Consider the following 15,956-nt stretch of genomic DNA (forward strand, 5'->3'; position numbering starts at 1 on the left):
CTATACTTTTCATCGATTACCAGACTAATAAAAAACAGCCCGAGTCAAGATGTAGATCTAAAAGTTGATGTGAGGAAAAATCTGTTTTATAGAATTTTGCTCTTTTTCAAGTTGCTCCAAAAATGACAAATATGCTTCTGACTTTGGATTAAATGGTTGATGTTGTATAGATTTTTGAACCTTATCAATTCGATTCATCATGGCTTTTGCCGAAGTGTGAATCCAAGATTCTGAAAATTTTTCCCAGATGTAGTTAATGGCTACCTCATTGGGATGAATCATATCCGGTTTGTAAAAGCGATAGTCGCGTAATTCGTCCATCATCATTTCAAATGAAGGGAAATAATCGACATGATGAAATGACTCATTTATTTGATGTACTGCCTGAATTAAAACTGATTTACTCAAGGTGTTTTGAGTAAATCCATCCTTTAAATGCCGAACCGGCGAAACTGTAAAAACAACATGTGCATCCTGATTGACAATACGAATTTGTTCTATAAGGTTTTTTAAAGATTTGGTTACAGTTTCAACCCTAAGCAGCGATTTGGTAAATTCTATTGATGGAATTTTATGGCAATTGGCAACAATGTCGCCTGATTTCATATATTGATAAACCCAAGCAGTGCCTAAGGTAATTATAACATGACTGCTATTTAAAAGAAATTCTTTAGTAACCGATAAATTGCCGTTTAAAGTATTTAATAACTCTTCAGGTTTTGATGAGCTCAATTGAGAATGGGCATCCAGGCAATGCCATTGTTCATTGTTAAAAACTAACTCGTCCTGAATATAAAAGCGATTATTTAATGAACGATACACTAGCTTTTCTATGGCCAATGGATGAAATAAAATCCCGAACGGATTCAATAAATTTTGAAATTTAAAATAATCGAATTTATCACCCATCGCAGTTGCAAAACAAGAACCAATGAGTAAAATTGATGAATTGTAATCTATTGGATTTTTGCTCTTTGGAATATTTAGTTTGGTTGTGAGTTCCATACTAGTTATAATGTCATGAATGAAGCAAATTTTAATGTTTAATTAGATTGATATTTGCAACGTAAATTTAAGACAACAATTAAGTAATTAAATCATCAAATCACATTAAAATCTTCATTAAAAAAGAACCTCAACTTTTTATCATCCTTAAATATAGCGATTCAACTTTGGCTCTCGCCCAAGGTGTCTTTCTTAAAAATGTTAAGCTAGACTTGATAGATGGATTACTTTTAAAACAGTTGATGTTAATTTTTTCAGATAAATATTCCCATCCGTAACATGCTACCAGTTCATTAAGAATAAGCTCTAATGTTTTGCCGTGTAAGGGATTGTTAGATTGTTGCATTGTTGAATAATGTAAATGATTCAATTTCCAAATATCAAGAAAATAAAAAAAATGAGAAGACACAAGTTATTCTGAGCGTCTATTGGAATTGCTGTTAAATCTTCGTCTGTTATTTCTATTTTTATTATTTGAGGATTTTGCTTCTCCATTTCCGGTGGGCTTTGAGCCTCTTTGTTGCGAACGCTGTTGGCGTTGCGGTTTTTCAATTTCGGTTGATGCGTTTGGATCTGGTGTAAAACCTGAGATGACATCACTTTCAACTCTCATTCCAATGAGTTTTTCGATGTCTCTCAAGTAAGTCTTTTCGTCGGCACTAACCAATGAAACAGCTATACCACTGGCTCCTGCTCTACCGGTTCTGCCAATGCGGTGTACATAATCTTCAGGAATGTTTGGCAATTCAAAATTTACCACATGTGGAAGTAACGGAATATCTAATCCACGCGCAGCAATATCGGTAGCAACCAAAACTCTAATATCACCTTTTTTGAATTCATGTAAAGCCTTAGTGCGAGCCGCCTGACTTTTATTACCGTGGATGGCTAAAGCTGAAATATTACTGCTAATCAGTTTTTTGGTTAATTTATTGGCGCCGTGTTTGGTTCTTGTAAATACCAAAACCTGTTCCCAATCTCCATCTGAAATTAACTTTACCAAAATATCGGGCTTATCGGTTTTGTTGACATGATACACTTGCTGATTAATTTTTTCAACTGTTGTATTCTCGGGTGTAGCCTCCACAAGTACGGGATGATTTAAGATATCATTGGCCAAGGCTTTTATATCTTTGGAAAAGGTAGCCGAAAACAATAAATTCTGTCGTTTTGAAGGCATTAACGCCATGATTTTTTTAATATCACGCAAAAAGCCCATATCAAGCATCCTGTCGGCTTCATCTAAAACAAGAATTTCAATTTTATTGAGATTTAGAAGTCTTTGATTGTGCAAATCCAGTAATCTGCCCGGCGTGGCAATTAAAATATCAACACCTTGGCGCAAGGCTGACACCTGCGGATTTTGATTAACACCGCCAAAGATTACGGCACTTTTAATATCTAAAAACGCACTGTAATCTTTAACATTACTGTAAACCTGCGCTGCCAGTTCTCGGGTTGGAGTAAGTACCAAAGCTCTTACAGGTCGATGACGAAGCGCGGGTTGTTGCGATAAAATTTGCAACATTGGCAATGTAAATCCTGCAGTTTTACCCGTACCGGTTTGAGCTGAGGCTAAAACATCTTTTCTCTCTAAAATTAAGGGAATTGCTTTTCGTTGAATTGGTGATGGTTGTGAATAACCTTGAATACTGACCGCTTTTAATAGGGCGTCAGACAAACCTAACGAAGTAAATGACATAAAATTTGTTTATAAAATGACTGAACAAATTGATGTGTCATTTTTATATTAGTTGCAAAGGTACGGCTATTGTTACTTTAAATGCTACTAATACAGTTTTATTGTAGTTTTCAAACTATTAAAAACAGAAAGCACCTGCCAATTGGCAAGTGCTTTCCTCCTTTTCATAGCAATTTTCGAGTGAAAATTACTTTGGCATTACAACGCTATCAATCACATGTATCACACCGTTTGATCCCATGACATCTGTAGTAACGATTTCGCTGTAATTTCCGTTTTGGTCTTGTAACCAAATTTTACCGTCTTTCTGTAAAACAGTTAAAGTTTGTCCGTTTAAAGCTTTTAATTCAACTTTACCTTTTCCTTTTTTAAGCGCAGCAACTACATCGGCCGCAGCTAATTTTCCAGAAACTACGTGAAAAGTTAATATATTGGTTAAAGCCTTTACATTTTCCGGCTGTAACAACGAATTTAACGTAGCAGCATCAATTTTTGCAAATGCATCATTTGTTGGAGCAAAAACTGTAAATGGTCCATCTCCTTGTAAAGCACCCACTAAATCTGCAGCTTTTAAAGCCGTTACTAAAGTTGTGAAGTTTTCATTTGATACCGCAGCATCAACAATAGTCTGCGAATTGATAGTTTGACTTGCTGCAAAAGCAAATAAACAGGTTACAATGGTAAAAATCTTTTTCATAATAATTTTGTTTAAGTATTTATATTTTTTGTTAAACAAATATATGAAGAAGATTGTCAAATAAGAGATTACGGTTCAATTTTTAGCCATACTTTAACACATCAAGTATAAAATAGGAACACGAAACTGAAAAAATGCTATTGAGATGTTTAGATTAGAGACTTGGTGAAATTACAGTGGATTATTAAGTATTAAGACGAGAGTATTAAGTATTAAGACAAAAGACTGCCTTGACAACATTAACTTATTGATATTTTGAAAATTGAATGTTGAATAAATCCATATAATAATCAGTCCGTACAAAATTGTTACAACAATATAATTTTCGATATGGAACAAATTTTTTTTAAGATATGATACTTCTTTAGGCCTTTAGTAAGTCCTGTAGTGCAGGTCTGATATTGTGGAAATCAAAGTTAAAACCTTCTTCTTCAAGTTTTTGAGAGCAAACTCGCTGGCTTTCAAAAAGTAAGATATGCATTTCTCCTAATGCAAGTTTCATAACAAACCTTGGGATGTTAGGTAAGAATAGTGGCCTTTTAACTGTTTCAGCAACGGCCTTGGTGAGTTCTTTGTTGGTTACTGCGTTAGGCGCCACAGCATTAAAAACACCTTCTAACTGATGTTGGGCGATAAATAAAAATATTTTAGCCAAATCTGAAATATGAATCCAACTTTGCCATTGCTTACCGCTACCAAAAGCTGCACCAACGTACATTTTTACAGGCTTTATAATTTCGGGTAATGCACCTCCTTCGGCAGACATTACTAACCCAATTCTTACTTTGGTTACTAAAGCACCAGTAGAAGTAAATTGATCGGCAGCATTTTCCCAAGCCTCAACAACTTCACCTAAAAAAGATGAGGCTACTTCTTTGCTTTCTTCGTCGTAATAATTGGTAATAGAACTAGGATAGATACCAATGGCGCTGGCCGAGATATAATGAGAAATATTGATGTTGCGATCTTTAATGCAGTTTAAAATACAATTGGCACCATCAATTCTACTGTTTAAAATTTCTTTCTTGTAAGCTGAAGTCCAGCGCTTGGAAATAGAAGCTCCGGCCAAATTAATAACAACATCAACCTTGTTAAAACACTTTGAATCTATTTCATTGTTTGCCGGATCCCAGTAATAACCGGTATAATTTTTATCGGTAGATAGTTTTGATTTATTAGTAGTAAGGTAATTAACAGCAATGCTCTGTTGATGACAAAGTCTCACCAATTCCTGACCAACCAAACCTGTAGCTCCTGCTATTAAAATTCTCATTATATGTTATTTTGGTCAAAATTAGAGAATAAGTAAAATTAGTATTGTTGGTTTAACAGTATTTTATATTCATCATTAACTACAAACTGCCGTTTCAGTGCGATTATTCCCTTCAACCTTCATCTAAACCAAAGCATTACAAGAAAAGCCTAAATTGTTGTTAATTTGATAAATAACCATATTGCTTAGCACAAGGATTGCTAAAAAGTATGAAATTTCTAAAATAATAATGACGACACACAAAACTACCAACAATCGCTTTCTTGAATTCTTACAAATAGCCTTCGGAAGTATTTGAAATGGTAAGATGTTGGTTGATGAGCCTGCCCGCCGGAGCTTTAGCGTAGGAGGGTTTTTGAGATGGTGAGTCTTTGAGTTTTTGAGTTGATATGTTAAGAGCGCTTTTTTTGCGCTGGACATTTAGCTCCCTAAGGTCGCTGAATGTTAAGAGCGCTTTTTTTGCGCCGGGCATTTAGCTCCCTAAGGTCGCTGAATGTTAAGAGCGCTTTTTTTGCGCTCTTAACATTTCACGTTTGCCTGGTGGTCCCGGTAGTTTTTCTACTAAAAATCCGGCCGATTGCATAGCGCGTCTCACGCTTCCTTTGGCTGCATAGGTCACTAAAATTCCATCATTTTTTAAGGCCTTGTACATGCGTTTAAACATAGCTTCATCCCAAAGTTCAGGTTGTACACGAGCGCCAAAAGCATCGAAATAAACAAGATGATAGGCATCTGAATCGTTGATGTCATCAAAGAATTTTTGCTGTTTGGTAAGTTTGAAATTTTTAGTGATTTGAAAAGCTAATTCCCAATCACCTCGGTGAAGTCTCCAAAAATCTTCAGTTCGGCCATCGGCATTTAAGGTCGATGCATAATTAAGTTGTGCCAACTCGTCCTCAAGAACCGGATAAGCTTCTACGCCGGTATAATTTATTTTTATTTGATTTTTATCAGCTTCAAGTAAAGTGATAAAGGCGTTCAAACCGGTACCAAAACCAACTTCCAATATGTTGATGCTATTTAATTTTACGGCATGCAATCCGTGTTTTATAAAAACATGTTGAGCCTCTTGCACAGCGCCGTGAATGGAATGGTACTGTTCGTTCCAGTCTTCAATCTGAATGGTTTTAGACCCGTCGGCCGTAGTGATAATTTTCCGTTTCAAATTACTGTATCAGTAACTTTTTAATACGCGGAATTGGTCCGGTACATTCGGTTTGATGACAGGTAATACAAACGTTGACCATATTGTTAAAATTCTGTTTTACCAGAGTGGAATCGGTTGTAGTGTGAAATGTTTCCTGAGCTTTCAAAAACACTTCCGAAAAACTGTTAAATACCGTGTTTCGGCTTTTCCCATTGGTCATTTCAGCTTTGTGAATTTCCAAAAACTCCATAGGAAAATGGGAGGGCATGTTACCATTTAAGATACTGTCTTTAACCGCCAAATTGTAATTATACATCTCATTCATGAGATTGGCCATTTCTGAAGGCTCATACAAATCGAACTCAATTTTTTGAGCAGTTTCCTTCTTGGGTTGTTCAGTACAACTCATAAAGCAAACAACTACGCATACAACAAAAATTCTCATTATTGTTTAATTAGTACGCCGTCGGCTTCAAATGAATAGGTTCGTTTTGGTTCGGTGATAGCCGCTATTTCTTCGGTTGATTTACCGGCGTCTTCGGCGTAGTGACGTAGCTCTTCCACAGGCATTTCATTTACAAAAGCTTTACCGTTAACGATCACTTCCATCCCGGCAATATTCTTTGGCATAAAGAAACCGTAGTCTTTAAACTTCACCATAATTTCTTTATCGTCATCAAGGTTTAAACGCATCCAGCAACCTTTGCTCTGGCAAACCTCTTCTACTTTGGCTATTACTTTAGTGTGAACCGTATCTCCGGCTTTTAAATTCTTGTAAACTTCGGTCATTTGAGCAGCCGACAGCGCATCTGCATCTGTTATTTCACCTCCAAATGATGCATAGGCAATTTCTTGTTTTTCAACATTCTGAACTTCATCTTGGGTAGACGTGTTATTTTTACAAGACGCGAATAATAAAGCTACAACAATTAAAACATAAATTGGTTTCATAAACATCTGATTTCATTAAGTTTCAACAAAAATAGTACTTTTTTAATAGATATTTATGTTTTTATTGCGCCTTAAAATAGCTACTTTTGCCGCAGTTTTAAAGCATTAACCTATGGCAACCACAATAAACATTACTAAAAGAACAGATACAAAAATCAACAACGTAGATTTTAACAATTTAATTTTTGGAACTGTTTTTACAGACCATATGTTTTATTGCGATTATAAAGACGGACAATGGCAACAGCCGCAAATTACGCCCTATCAGGCCATGAGCTTTGATCCCGCAGCGCGCGTATTTCATTACGGACAAGCAGTTTTTGAAGGGATGAAAGCCTACAAAGACGAGGAGGGCAAAATTTTCTTGTTCAGACCCGATCAAAACTTTAAACGCATTAACAAATCTTCGGCAAGATTGGCCATGCCCGAATTTCCTGAAGATTTTTTTTTCGAGGGATTAACCGAATTATTAAAATTAGACAGTGCTTGGATAAAACCCGGTGTTGGTAATTCTCTATATCTAAGACCATTTGTTATTGCTACCGAACCTGCTATTTCGGCTTCACCGGCAAAGGAATACAGATTTATGATTATTTTGTCGCCTGCAAAAGCTTATTACGCCGGAAAAGTACGTGTTTTATTTGCCGAAAAATTTAGTCGTGCCGCCAATGGTGGTGTTGGTTTTGCAAAGGCGGCCGGCAACTATGCTGCACAATTTTATCCAACAAGTCTGGCTCAGAAAAAAGGCTATCAGCAAGTGATTTGGACAGATGCCAATAGCCATGAAAATTTGGAGGAAGCCGGTACCATGAATGTGTTTTTTAGAATTAATGATACTTTAATCACAGCGCCAACGAGCGATAGAATTCTAGATGGTGTTACCAGAAAAAGTCTGATTCAGCTTTGTGATGATTTGAATATTAACTGCGAAGTTAGAAACATCACCGTATCAGAAATAAAAACGGCCGCCAAGAACGGTAGCTTAAAAGAAATTTTTGGTGCGGGCACGGCAGCTGTTATTAGTCCGGTAGAAGCTTTTGAACATGCTGAAGAACTATTTGAACTTCCGGAAATTGAGAATTCCTACGGCAGTTTACTAAAAGACAGCATGCTTAAAATTCAGCACAATTTAGCTGAGGACAAACACGGCTGGCGTTATGAGGTGAGATAGTCTTTTTGAGTTATGAGTTATAAGTGAGTTATGAGTTGTTAGTTGTGAGTTGGTAAGGTCTAAATACCAAATTTCAAAGCACAAATTCCAAATTACAATTTACAAATACCAAACTCCAAACTCTGAACTCCAAACTTTATCAACTTATTTCTATTTCTCCAAAATCGACATGATGTTTGGCTGGAAGTAATTTGGGCCTTTTAAAACCTTCCCATCTTCGCGATAAATGGGTTCGCCGTTTTCACCCAGTTTGCTCATATTGCTACGCTGAATTTCGTTAAAAACTTCCTCTATTTTGTGTTGCAAACCATGTTCAATAATGGTCCCACATAAAATATAGAGCAAATCACCCAAAGCATCGGCTACTTCAACCAAATCGTTGTTATTGGCAGCATCGAGGTATTCTTCATTTTCCTCTCGCATCAATTTATACCTGAGTAAATTTTTTGAAATTCCTAAATTGGCCTGAGGTGTTTCTCGGTAGCCTAATTTAAAAGCCGTATGAAAAGCCTTTACGGCATCTATTTTGTCTTGCATAAAAAATTAGTTTCTAATATTTATGCGCAAATTACAAAATCTAAAAAGTAATATTTTTAATAATGCCATAAATTAATGGTATTAATATTTGTAACTTTGTAATAGCACCAATTTAAGGATTTATGTTTACTAACGGACAAATTACTTTTGGCATTTTGTTTGCCATCGCTTTTATTATTGTGATGATATACACCTACCGAAAAGACATGAAACTTCACCGTAAATATTACAAAGGCAGTGTTTGGATTTTAATTGCCTTTATTGCCTTTATTGCCTTTATTGGTTTTGTTAAGTTTGTGTTTATGTAATCTACTTCGCAATTATTTGCATATTTTCGTATGACTCAATTGAATTAATTTGAAACACATCCTACTAGTTTTTATTGGCGGTGGCATAGGCAGCGCATTGCGTTTTGCCATATCAAAATGGCTAAATAACAACAGTTACCATCTGCCTTTTGGTACCTTTACTGTTAATATTTTAGGCAGTTTCTTGATAGGTATTCTTATTGGGATGGCAAGTAAAAACAATCTGTTGAACGAACAACAAACCTTATTGTTAATTAGTGGATTTTGTGGCGGATTTACAACCTTTTCAGCCTTTGCATTTGAGAATTTCAACTTTATAAAAACCGGTGATTATAGCAGTTTAATTGTTTATACCATTGGAAGCATTGTTGTTGGTATATTGGCTGTATTTTTGGGATTTCTATTGGCCAAATAATTATTCCTTTTTATAATCCTTCATTCCTGCCTTTACCTCAATTTCCAGAAAATTGTCTCTCGGCACAATGGGACAAGAATACTTTTTGTTGTAAACGCATAAAGGGTTATAAGCTTTATTAAAATCAAGCTCCACAATATCACCGTCGGGAATGCGCAAGTCAATATACCTACCACCGCCATAAGAGGTCTCACCATTTGTTAAATCTAAAAATGGTAAAAACAAGTAATCTACAAATTCGGGGTCTTCTAAATTATCTTTGCCTTGATATACATTGAGTTTAAAAGTTGTTCCCTGCAATTCAAAAGTTAAAATACCATACACACGCTCTTCAGTTAGTCTGTCGGTAGTTGTTTTCATTTTAAAAAACGGCGTTTCGGGTGTGCGCTCTAAATGTGCGTTAACCAAATAACTACTATCTGCCTTAAAAAACTCTAGAGATCGAAAGGTCTTTCGGTCTTTATCGGTTAAAGGTGATTTTGAAGCATCTTTAAAATTGGCATTTTGTTGTCGCTGCCATTCGGTTTCACCTAAAACAGGTTGTTTTTTGGGTTCGCAACCTATCCACAAAATAGTGAGTAGGATTAAAATCTTTACATATTTCATTGGTTATTATTTTTCGTTTCAAAAATACAACATACCTATAATTTACATAGATTTGGTTGCAATTTAAGATGTGTTGCAAACTTTTTTTAAAACTAAAAAGGTAAACAATCTTCGACAAAAAAATGAAAGTCCTTTTTAAAAATTACATTGACACTTTCGGCGGACTTTCAAAAGAGGTTTGGTGGCTGGCGCTTATTACGTTGATTAACCGTGCGGGCACGATGGTGATTCCGTTTTTGAGTTTATATCTCACTACCAGTTTAGATTTTAGTTTTTCGCAGGTTGGCTGGATCATGTCGGCCTTTGGTCTTGGCTCTGTTGCAGGTTCATTTTTAGGCGGCAAGTTAACCGACGTATTTGGCTATTACAAAGTCATGGTATTTAGTTTATTCACTACCGGTTTGCTGTTTATTGCGCTTCAACTAATGAAAACATTCACAGAGTTTTGTGTTGGTATTTTCCTGGTAATGCTGGTAGCCGATATGTTTAGACCTGCCATGTTTGTGGCCTTAAATACGTACAGTAAAATTGAAAACAAAACGCGCTCTGTAACTTTAATAAGATTGGCTATTAATTTAGGTTTTTCGGCCGGTCCGGCTGTTGGCGGTATTATTATTACCACCATAAGTTACGCAGGTTTATTCTGGGTAGATGGTATTACCTGTATTTTAGCAACCATACTGCTCATTTTTACTTTAAACCCTAAAAAGGCAAGGATTTTAGATAGTGAAGTTTCTGAAAGTCCGGTATCGGCCTACAAAGACAAACCATTTCTTATTTTCCTTATTGCAATTACCCTATTTGCCATTGTATTTATACAGTATTTTTCTACGATGCCTTTGTTTTACAAAGAAAAGGCCAACTTAACCGAGTTCGATATTGGCTTGCTTTTAGGACTTAACGGATTTTTAATTTTTCTATTTGAAATGCCATTGATTAAATGGTTAGAAAATTCCAGATACCGCTTTAGTATTCTAATGATGTTTGGTGCTGCCATAACCGGTTTGAGTTTTGTAATTTTGCTGGTAAGTTACTGGATAGGCATTATCTTAGTTGGAATGTTATTGATGACACTTGGAGAAATGATAGCATTTCCGTTCTCAAATGCCTTTGCCATGAAACGCTCAAAACGCGGTAAACAAGGCCAGTATATGGCACTTTATGCGGTTTCTTTCTCGGTGGCGCATTTGGTTGGTCATAATTTAGGACTACAAATGGTGAACCAATTTGGCTTTAATACCACCTGGTTATTTATGGGATTATTGGCTGCCTTGAGTGCTGTTTTATTGTTGATGTTGAAAAAAATGACAGATTGAAATGACAAATTTTCAAGTAATTATAATTGGCGGCGGACCCATTGGCATTGCCTGTGCTTTAGAATGTGAAAAACGAGGGTGGCATTATACCATTATTGAAAAAGGCGCACTAACCAACTCCATTTATAACTACCCGTTAAACATGAGGTTTTTTTCTACTTCGGAAAAGTTAGAACTGGACAACATTCCGTTTATTAGTAACCAACCAAAACCAAATCGGGATGAAGCTTTGGAATACTACCGACGCGTAGTTACATCTAACAATTTAAAAATAAAATTATTTGAAACCGTTGAAGCCGTTGAGAAAAACCAAAATAAATTTGTAATAACCACCGATAAAAATCAATACCTGTCAGAAAAAGTAATTATTGCCAGTGGCTTTTACGATCTGCCAAAAATGTTAAACGTACCCGGTGAAAACCTACCGAAGGTGAGTCATTATTTCACCGAAGCACACCCTTATATTTTACAAAAAGTAGCGGTTATTGGTGCCAGTAATTCGTCAGTAGATGCGGCGCTTGAAATTTGGCGAAAAGGTGGTGATGTCACCATGATTGTTAGAGGTGAAGCCATTGGAGAACGCGTAAAATATTGGGTAAGACCCGATATGGTTAACCGAATTGCCGAAGGCAGCATCAAAGCCTATTTTAATGCCGAAGTGACCACCATTGACGAAAAATCAATTTCATTTAAAACCACTGAAGAAGAAATAACCATTGAAAACGATTTTGTTTTAGCCTTGACAGGTTATCGGCCTAATCTGGAATTTTTAAAAAACATTGGTATTGAATTCTCCAACGATAATTTGGAAAAACCGGTCTATAATCAAGACACCATGGAAACCAATATTAAAGGATTATATCTGGCCGGCGTTATTTGCGGCGGACAAGAAACGCATAAATGGTTTATTGAAAATTCGAGGGTACATGCTAAACTAATTGCAGAGCATTTGGATGGTATATTGATTGAGGGTTGAACTTCCCTGATTAGAGTTGACCGTTATTAAACATTAATTTTTGAAATTTTTGTTAATTAGGTTTACACCCCTAAGGTCCCCTCAAGGGGACAATTCGATTTAAGATAATAATTTACCACTAACCTCTCAAAGGCTCACAAACTAATAAACTCACCCACTCACCACTGCCACCTACTTCACCGGCTTCACTTCATTATTCTTAACCACTTGAGACAAGACTATTTGAGTTTTAGATTCGCCATAAACAATTAACTGATCAATAAACGACTCTAAGTGCTTTTGATTTTTGAGAACAACTTCCATTACAATGTTTTCGTTACCTGTAATTCTATAACAATTAATAACCTCATCGTAAGTTTTTACTTTTTCCAAAAAAGGTTTTAACATTCCCATAAAAGCCCGAAGTGTAATAATGGCCTTTAATTGATAGCCTACTTCGAACGGCGAAATAGTAGTTTGATAGGCCTGAATAATACCGGCGTCTTCCATTTTTTTTATGCGTTCTGCTACCGCCGGCGATGATATACCAACCTGTCTGCCGATGGCTGCATTAGATTGCCGTGCATTTTTTTGAAGACATTTTAAAATATGCTTATTGATACTATCCAACATAATTAAAGTTTAAAGTAATAAATATATACAATTTAATGTAAAATATCGCTTTTACTTTAAATATTAAGGTCGAGTCTCAGAACTAGTGATTAATTTTGATGAAAATTGCAAATAATATGACTTATCAGTTCCCCAAACACTTATCTGATTTGCCTATTTACAATAAGGCCATAGAAATATTTATTTTATCGAGAAGTATTTCATCTTATTTAAATCAGGATTTATGTGGCTTACATCCCGATGGTAGTGAAGACCCAAACATTTACTTTTCCGGAGATATCGTACAACAAAGTGAATCTTTGGCTCCCGAAATCTTAAAAGCAGAACAAGCGCGTTTTTCAGACCACAAATACAGACATATCCATACACTAAATTCTTTAACCCGAAAACTCTACAACAATTGCAAACGTCTTGAAAATAGCAATAGCGATGGTAGAGATTTTCTTAAGTTATTAAGAAAAGAAATTGGGCACTTCAAACAATTACAGCGTACTTGGATGTTGAGCTTATAGTTTAAGCCGCCGGTTTGTCGCAGTTACCCACTGCAAAACCTTCATATAAATAATACTTTTCAGACTTGATAACATTAATCATCCAATCCAGGTGATTTTTAGACTTTCTTTCAAACGGATAGTTAAGTGTAGTTTCCATAACTTTTTGTTTTATAGGTTAAACATGTTGTAAATTGAGACGATGTAAAATTATGCTCAACCACGAATTCCGCATAAATTTTAAGATTAAATTTGTTGAAATAACCTAAAAAACAGACCAATGTATAAAATTGTCAAAAAAAATAGATAAAACGCAGTTATTTCGGTGAAAAAAGATGTATTAATCTAGATTCCATATAATTGGAAGTACGTAATAGATAATAATTGATAAAATAGCTATAGAAATAACGTTCATCCAAATACCTTTTCTTACCATATCTTCAATACTTAAATAACCAGACCCAAAAACAATAGCGTTAGGTGGCGTAGCGACCGGCAACATAAATGCACATGAAGCCGCAAGTGTTGCACTTACCAATAAAATATACGGATGAACCTCCATACTAACGGCCAGTGGAATGAGAACAGGCAATAACATGGCTGTGGTAGCCAAATTAGATGTGATTTCGGTTAAAAAGTTAACAGCTGCAATTAGTATTAGTACCAATAAAAATATGGATATACCTTCAAGTAAAGTCAGTTGCCCGCCAATCCATGCCGCCAATCCGGTTTTATCAAAACCCAAAGCAAGCGCCATACCTCCACCAAATAACAATAAAATACCCCAAGGTAATTTTACGGCATCCTGCCAAACAATTAACTTTTTGCCCTTTTCACTTGCAGGAATGATAAATAAAGAAATGGAAGCGGCTACTGCTATGATGGTATCATCAATCTTCGGAAGAAATTTAACCAATACAAAAGATCTGGTTATCCAGGCTATAGCAGTAATCGCGAAGACTGTAAGCACCAGCTTCTCTTCTTTGGAAAGTTTACCTAATTTATTAAGTTGTTTATTAATTTCGGTTGCTCCACCGGGAAAGGTAGCCTGTTCGAATTTAAAAGCGAACTTGGTGAGATAGATCCAACTCACAAATAATAAAACGATACTCACAGGAAACCCGAACATGAACCATTGGGCGAAGGTAATTTCGGTATTGTATGTTTTTTCAACCACACCTGCCAGCACTAAATTTGGCGGTGTACCAATAAGCGTTGCCATTCCACCGATTGAGGCGCTGTAGGCAATGGCCAGCATTAAAGCTTTACCAAACTTCAAATTTTCGTTTTCAACCGTATTTGGATTGTCTTTTAATTGATATACTATGGCCAATGCAACCGGAAGAATCATCACAGCTGTGGCGGTATTCGAAATCCACATCGACAGCAAGGCTGTTGCCATCATGAATCCTAAGATGATTCGGTTCATATTGGTACCAACCAGTTTGATAATATTTAAGGCGATACGTTTGTGTAGATTCCATTTTTCTATGGCGATGGCTAAGATAAATCCGCCTAAAAATAAAAACACATATTTATGTCCGTAGGATGCCGTGGTGTCATTCAATGACAATGCGCCACTTAAAGGAAACAAAATTATGGGCAATAAGGCTGTGGCCGAAATAGAAATCGCCTCGGTAATCCACCAGATGGCAATCCATGCTGTTGATGCCAGAACAGCGTTGGCCTCATTGCTTAAACCTTCGGGATGAAAAAGGTATTTTATTAAAATGAAACTAATCGGGCCGAGGAATAAACCGATGTTCTTTTTTGATAGCGTCATAGTATGGTTTGAAGCAAATTTAGTTAAAAAGAGTGACTGCTGCATCTTGTGCAGCCGAAGTATAGTCGTGATCGGCATTAGGCCTTAACGAAAAACTCCAGTTAAAGTCTACATTAAGGGTTTGTGCACTTTGTACGCAAAAATTATAATAATTCACAGCTCGTTCCAGTCTGTTGATTCCCTGCATGTCTACTGTAGTATTATGTCTTAAACCAGCAGCATTTGGGTTGTTGTCATTTTCTCCGATTTGCACTGTAACATTTTTTGAGAAAAGTATTTCTCTTGAACTAGTTTGAAGCATACTATTTTTAAATCCATAAGGAAAATTAACGGTTAAATCCGGAAATGTATACCACCCGGCGGCAGATATAACCGTTTGCTGTGATCTGTTATTGGGCTTAAACATGAGAAATCGATGTGCAAATTGAGCACCTGCCGAATGTCCAAAAATTTTGTAGGTGTTATTGGTATTACCCAGTTGTGTTTTTACATAATCAAAAAGCGTTTCAATAATAGAGAAGGTCCATTCACTTTCGGGATTTAAAGTATTGGCTGTTGGGTTATCGCCATCAACGTAAACATTACCCAAGTTGTATTGGTCGCCACCGGGAAAATTAGCCTCAGAAAATTCGGGTACAATCACAATAAAATTGTATTCATTAGATTTTGCAATTAGTGTATTTCTGTAATCGGATGCATTGCGATTGGCGCCGTGAAACACCATCATTATTTTCGTTGAAGGTGTTTTAGTTACCGGAATATGATAAAAAACCCTCAAAGTTTTTGAACTACTTTCTGTTGTGTAATCAAACTCAAATATGCCGGAACCTGTAGTGCTTTCGTTGAAATTTGGGTTAATTTCAGAAGTATCATCTGTACCATTATCGCATGCCGTTAACATGAACATCAATAGCAAAGCGATGGTGAAATGTCCAATTTTTATGTTATCCATTTAATTTTCTGTTA

The 15,956-nt window shown here is 36.0% G+C and carries 20 protein-coding genes; 6 read left to right on the forward strand and 14 right to left on the reverse strand.

Annotation, left to right across the window (positions count from 1 at the left end):
- Positions 1 to 57: 57 nt before the first annotated feature.
- The 8 genes from FJ651_RS07640 to FJ651_RS07675 form a co-directional block, all read right to left on the reverse strand.
- Positions 58 to 1,005, reverse strand: a complete 948-nt coding sequence (locus FJ651_RS07640; protein ID WP_140989919.1) for a GSCFA domain-containing protein — start codon at positions 1,003 to 1,005, stop codon at positions 58 to 60.
- 130 nt (positions 1,006 to 1,135) lie between these two features.
- Positions 1,136 to 1,351: a VF530 family protein gene (locus FJ651_RS07645; RefSeq protein WP_140989920.1), complete on the reverse strand. Its 216-nt coding sequence runs from the start codon at positions 1,349 to 1,351 to the stop codon at positions 1,136 to 1,138.
- Positions 1,352 to 1,417: 66 nt separating this feature from the next.
- The gene (locus FJ651_RS07650; RefSeq protein ID WP_140989921.1) at positions 1,418 to 2,707 is read right to left on the reverse strand and encodes a DEAD/DEAH box helicase; all 1,290 of its coding nucleotides are present in this window, start codon (positions 2,705 to 2,707) and stop codon (positions 1,418 to 1,420) included.
- Between the two features lie 187 nt (positions 2,708 to 2,894).
- Positions 2,895 to 3,404 carry a fasciclin domain-containing protein gene (locus tag FJ651_RS07655; RefSeq protein WP_140989922.1) on the reverse strand — a complete coding sequence of 170 codons (510 nt, stop codon included), beginning with the start codon at positions 3,402 to 3,404 and terminating at the stop codon, positions 2,895 to 2,897.
- A 364-nt stretch (positions 3,405 to 3,768) separates the two neighbouring features.
- Positions 3,769 to 4,677, reverse strand: coding sequence for a TIGR01777 family oxidoreductase (locus FJ651_RS07660; RefSeq protein WP_140989923.1), 909 nt, complete (start codon positions 4,675 to 4,677; stop codon positions 3,769 to 3,771).
- Positions 4,678 to 5,173: 496 nt separating this feature from the next.
- On the reverse strand, positions 5,174 to 5,842 hold the full coding sequence (gene mnmD, locus FJ651_RS07665; protein WP_140989924.1) for a tRNA (5-methylaminomethyl-2-thiouridine)(34)-methyltransferase MnmD: 669 nt from the start codon (positions 5,840 to 5,842) through the stop codon (positions 5,174 to 5,176).
- 1 nt (position 5,843) lies between these two features.
- The gene (locus tag FJ651_RS07670; protein WP_140989925.1) at positions 5,844 to 6,233 is read right to left on the reverse strand and encodes a hypothetical protein; all 390 of its coding nucleotides are present in this window, start codon (positions 6,231 to 6,233) and stop codon (positions 5,844 to 5,846) included.
- 35 nt (positions 6,234 to 6,268) lie between these two features.
- Complete coding sequence (locus FJ651_RS07675) at positions 6,269 to 6,775, reverse strand: DUF4920 domain-containing protein (protein ID WP_140989926.1); 507 nt, start codon at positions 6,773 to 6,775, stop codon at positions 6,269 to 6,271.
- Positions 6,776 to 6,887: 112 nt separating this feature from the next.
- Between FJ651_RS07675 and FJ651_RS07680 the strand changes: the two genes are divergently transcribed.
- Positions 6,888 to 7,946 (forward strand): branched-chain amino acid aminotransferase, encoded by a 1,059-nt coding sequence (locus FJ651_RS07680; protein ID WP_140989927.1) that lies wholly within the window; start codon positions 6,888 to 6,890, stop codon positions 7,944 to 7,946.
- 150 nt (positions 7,947 to 8,096) lie between these two features.
- Here FJ651_RS07680 and FJ651_RS07685 read toward each other — a convergent pair whose 3' ends face one another.
- Positions 8,097 to 8,483 (reverse strand): pyrophosphohydrolase domain-containing protein, encoded by a 387-nt coding sequence (locus tag FJ651_RS07685; RefSeq protein ID WP_140989928.1) that lies wholly within the window; start codon positions 8,481 to 8,483, stop codon positions 8,097 to 8,099.
- A gap of 122 nt (positions 8,484 to 8,605) precedes the next feature.
- Here FJ651_RS07685 and FJ651_RS07690 point away from each other — a divergent pair, with 122 nt between their 5' ends.
- Both FJ651_RS07690 and crcB read left to right on the forward strand, forming a co-directional pair.
- A complete protein-coding gene (locus tag FJ651_RS07690; protein ID WP_140989929.1) occupies positions 8,606 to 8,791 on the forward strand; it encodes a hypothetical protein in 186 nt (61 codons plus the stop codon).
- A gap of 49 nt (positions 8,792 to 8,840) precedes the next feature.
- Positions 8,841 to 9,206 (forward strand): fluoride efflux transporter CrcB, encoded by a 366-nt coding sequence (gene crcB / locus FJ651_RS07695; protein ID WP_140989930.1) that lies wholly within the window; start codon positions 8,841 to 8,843, stop codon positions 9,204 to 9,206.
- Here crcB and FJ651_RS07700 read toward each other — a convergent pair whose 3' ends face one another.
- Positions 9,207 to 9,812: a DUF1684 domain-containing protein gene (locus FJ651_RS07700; protein ID WP_140989931.1), complete on the reverse strand. Its 606-nt coding sequence runs from the start codon at positions 9,810 to 9,812 to the stop codon at positions 9,207 to 9,209.
- A 122-nt stretch (positions 9,813 to 9,934) separates the two neighbouring features.
- On the opposite strand from FJ651_RS07700, the gene FJ651_RS07705 reads away from it, so the two are divergent.
- The gene (locus tag FJ651_RS07705) at positions 9,935 to 11,128 is read left to right on the forward strand and encodes an MFS transporter (protein WP_140989932.1); all 1,194 of its coding nucleotides are present in this window, start codon (positions 9,935 to 9,937) and stop codon (positions 11,126 to 11,128) included.
- 1 nt (position 11,129) lies between these two features.
- Entirely contained in the window at positions 11,130 to 12,104 is a 975-nt protein-coding gene (locus tag FJ651_RS07710) for a YpdA family putative bacillithiol disulfide reductase (protein WP_140989933.1), read from the forward strand.
- A gap of 171 nt (positions 12,105 to 12,275) precedes the next feature.
- Here the strand turns inward: FJ651_RS07710 and FJ651_RS07715 are convergent, their stop codons facing one another.
- On the reverse strand, positions 12,276 to 12,716 hold the full coding sequence (locus tag FJ651_RS07715) for an Lrp/AsnC family transcriptional regulator (protein ID WP_394348085.1): 441 nt from the start codon (positions 12,714 to 12,716) through the stop codon (positions 12,276 to 12,278).
- 98 nt (positions 12,717 to 12,814) lie between these two features.
- Between FJ651_RS07715 and FJ651_RS07720 the strand changes: the two genes are divergently transcribed.
- The gene (locus FJ651_RS07720) at positions 12,815 to 13,228 is read left to right on the forward strand and encodes a hypothetical protein (protein ID WP_246085335.1); all 414 of its coding nucleotides are present in this window, start codon (positions 12,815 to 12,817) and stop codon (positions 13,226 to 13,228) included.
- Between the two features lies 1 nt (position 13,229).
- Here FJ651_RS07720 and FJ651_RS15730 read toward each other — a convergent pair whose 3' ends face one another.
- The 3 genes from FJ651_RS15730 to FJ651_RS07730 all read right to left on the reverse strand — a co-directional run bounded on the left by FJ651_RS15730 (position 13,230) and on the right by FJ651_RS07730 (position 15,942).
- Positions 13,230 to 13,367: a hypothetical protein gene (locus FJ651_RS15730; protein ID WP_216746105.1), complete on the reverse strand. Its 138-nt coding sequence runs from the start codon at positions 13,365 to 13,367 to the stop codon at positions 13,230 to 13,232.
- A 180-nt stretch (positions 13,368 to 13,547) separates the two neighbouring features.
- A complete protein-coding gene (locus tag FJ651_RS07725) occupies positions 13,548 to 14,990 on the reverse strand; it encodes an SLC13 family permease (protein WP_140989936.1) in 1,443 nt (480 codons plus the stop codon).
- A gap of 19 nt (positions 14,991 to 15,009) precedes the next feature.
- On the reverse strand, positions 15,010 to 15,942 hold the full coding sequence (locus FJ651_RS07730; RefSeq protein ID WP_140989937.1) for a hypothetical protein: 933 nt from the start codon (positions 15,940 to 15,942) through the stop codon (positions 15,010 to 15,012).
- Between the last annotated feature and the right edge of the window lie 14 nt (positions 15,943 to 15,956).

It is taken from the genome of Paucihalobacter ruber (genome assembly GCF_006494535.1).
Lineage (GTDB): Bacteria > Bacteroidota > Bacteroidia > Flavobacteriales > Flavobacteriaceae > Paucihalobacter > Paucihalobacter ruber.

What these genes read in the sequence shown, in the direction of transcription:
- FJ651_RS07640 (WP_140989919.1), bottom strand. Translation starts at nt 1,005, where the DNA reads ATGGAACTCACAACCAAACTAAATATTCCAAAGAGCAAAAATCCAATA.
- FJ651_RS07645 (WP_140989920.1), bottom strand. Translation starts at nt 1,351, where the DNA reads ATGCAACAATCTAACAATCCCTTACACGGCAAAACATTAGAGCTTATT.
- FJ651_RS07650 (WP_140989921.1), bottom strand. Translation starts at nt 2,707, where the DNA reads ATGTCATTTACTTCGTTAGGTTTGTCTGACGCCCTATTAAAAGCGGTC.
- FJ651_RS07655 (WP_140989922.1), bottom strand. Translation starts at nt 3,404, where the DNA reads ATGAAAAAGATTTTTACCATTGTAACCTGTTTATTTGCTTTTGCAGCA.
- FJ651_RS07660 (WP_140989923.1), bottom strand. Translation starts at nt 4,677, where the DNA reads ATGAGAATTTTAATAGCAGGAGCTACAGGTTTGGTTGGTCAGGAATTG.
- FJ651_RS07670 (WP_140989925.1), bottom strand. Translation starts at nt 6,233, where the DNA reads ATGAGTTGTACTGAACAACCCAAGAAGGAAACTGCTCAAAAAATTGAG.
- FJ651_RS07675 (WP_140989926.1), bottom strand. Translation starts at nt 6,775, where the DNA reads ATGAAACCAATTTATGTTTTAATTGTTGTAGCTTTATTATTCGCGTCT.
- FJ651_RS07680 (WP_140989927.1), top strand. Translation starts at nt 6,888, where the DNA reads ATGGCAACCACAATAAACATTACTAAAAGAACAGATACAAAAATCAAC.
- FJ651_RS07685 (WP_140989928.1), bottom strand. Translation starts at nt 8,483, where the DNA reads ATGCAAGACAAAATAGATGCCGTAAAGGCTTTTCATACGGCTTTTAAA.
- FJ651_RS07690 (WP_140989929.1), top strand. Translation starts at nt 8,606, where the DNA reads ATGTTTACTAACGGACAAATTACTTTTGGCATTTTGTTTGCCATCGCT.
- FJ651_RS07700 (WP_140989931.1), bottom strand. Translation starts at nt 9,812, where the DNA reads ATGAAATATGTAAAGATTTTAATCCTACTCACTATTTTGTGGATAGGT.
- FJ651_RS07705 (WP_140989932.1), top strand. Translation starts at nt 9,935, where the DNA reads ATGAAAGTCCTTTTTAAAAATTACATTGACACTTTCGGCGGACTTTCA.
- FJ651_RS07710 (WP_140989933.1), top strand. Translation starts at nt 11,130, where the DNA reads ATGACAAATTTTCAAGTAATTATAATTGGCGGCGGACCCATTGGCATT.
- FJ651_RS07715 (WP_394348085.1), bottom strand. Translation starts at nt 12,716, where the DNA reads ATGTTGGATAGTATCAATAAGCATATTTTAAAATGTCTTCAAAAAAAT.
- FJ651_RS07720 (WP_246085335.1), top strand. Translation starts at nt 12,815, where the DNA reads ATGAAAATTGCAAATAATATGACTTATCAGTTCCCCAAACACTTATCT.
- FJ651_RS15730 (WP_216746105.1), bottom strand. Translation starts at nt 13,367, where the DNA reads ATGGAAACTACACTTAACTATCCGTTTGAAAGAAAGTCTAAAAATCAC.
- FJ651_RS07725 (WP_140989936.1), bottom strand. Translation starts at nt 14,990, where the DNA reads ATGACGCTATCAAAAAAGAACATCGGTTTATTCCTCGGCCCGATTAGT.
- FJ651_RS07730 (WP_140989937.1), bottom strand. Translation starts at nt 15,942, where the DNA reads ATGGATAACATAAAAATTGGACATTTCACCATCGCTTTGCTATTGATG.